This window comes from Bradyrhizobium uaiense, from assembly GCF_010811875.1.
GTDB classification, from domain to species: Bacteria; Pseudomonadota; Alphaproteobacteria; order Rhizobiales; family Xanthobacteraceae; genus Bradyrhizobium; species Bradyrhizobium uaiense.
Map to the genome: position 1 here is coordinate 1 of NZ_VKHP01000582.1, position 497 is coordinate 497.

The window sequence follows — 497 nt, forward strand, 5'->3', positions numbered from 1 at the left end:
CCGCTACCGAAGACCGGGCGGTCGCGGCGGGAACGCGCCAAGCTCGATTTGAAGCACCAGTTCGGGCGGGATTAGCCCCGCCGTTTCCGCGACCAACGATGTCGTCCTGGCGAAAGCCAGGACCCATTACCACCGCAATTTATTGGCTTAAGGACAACTCGCCGCTTGCCCCTTTCGAGGGCCGCGGCGTATGGGTCCTGGCTTTCGCCAGGACGACGGCGGTGTGTCGGCTACCGCAGGCGCGCGGCCGTTACGCCGCGCGGATGTTCGCCATGAAGCGGTCGAGCTCCTCGCGCAGCCGCGAGCTCTCGATCGACAGCGAGCGGGCCGAGTTCAGCACCTCTTCGGAAGCAGCGCCCGTCTCGGTCGCGCCGCGGTTGACCTGCGTAACGCTGGAGGCGGCTTCCTGGGTGCCTTGGGCGACATTCTGCACGCTGCGTGCAATCTCCTGCGTGGCCGCGCTCTGCTGCTCGACCGAGCTTGCAATGTTGGTCGCG

The 497-nt window shown here is 66.6% G+C and carries 1 pseudogene; it reads right to left on the bottom strand.

Features of this window, described 5'->3' with window-relative positions:
* Window positions 1-250: 250 nt before the first annotated feature.
* A pseudogene (locus FNJ47_RS46590) lies at window positions 251-497 on the bottom strand (methyl-accepting chemotaxis protein); the annotation flags it as partial.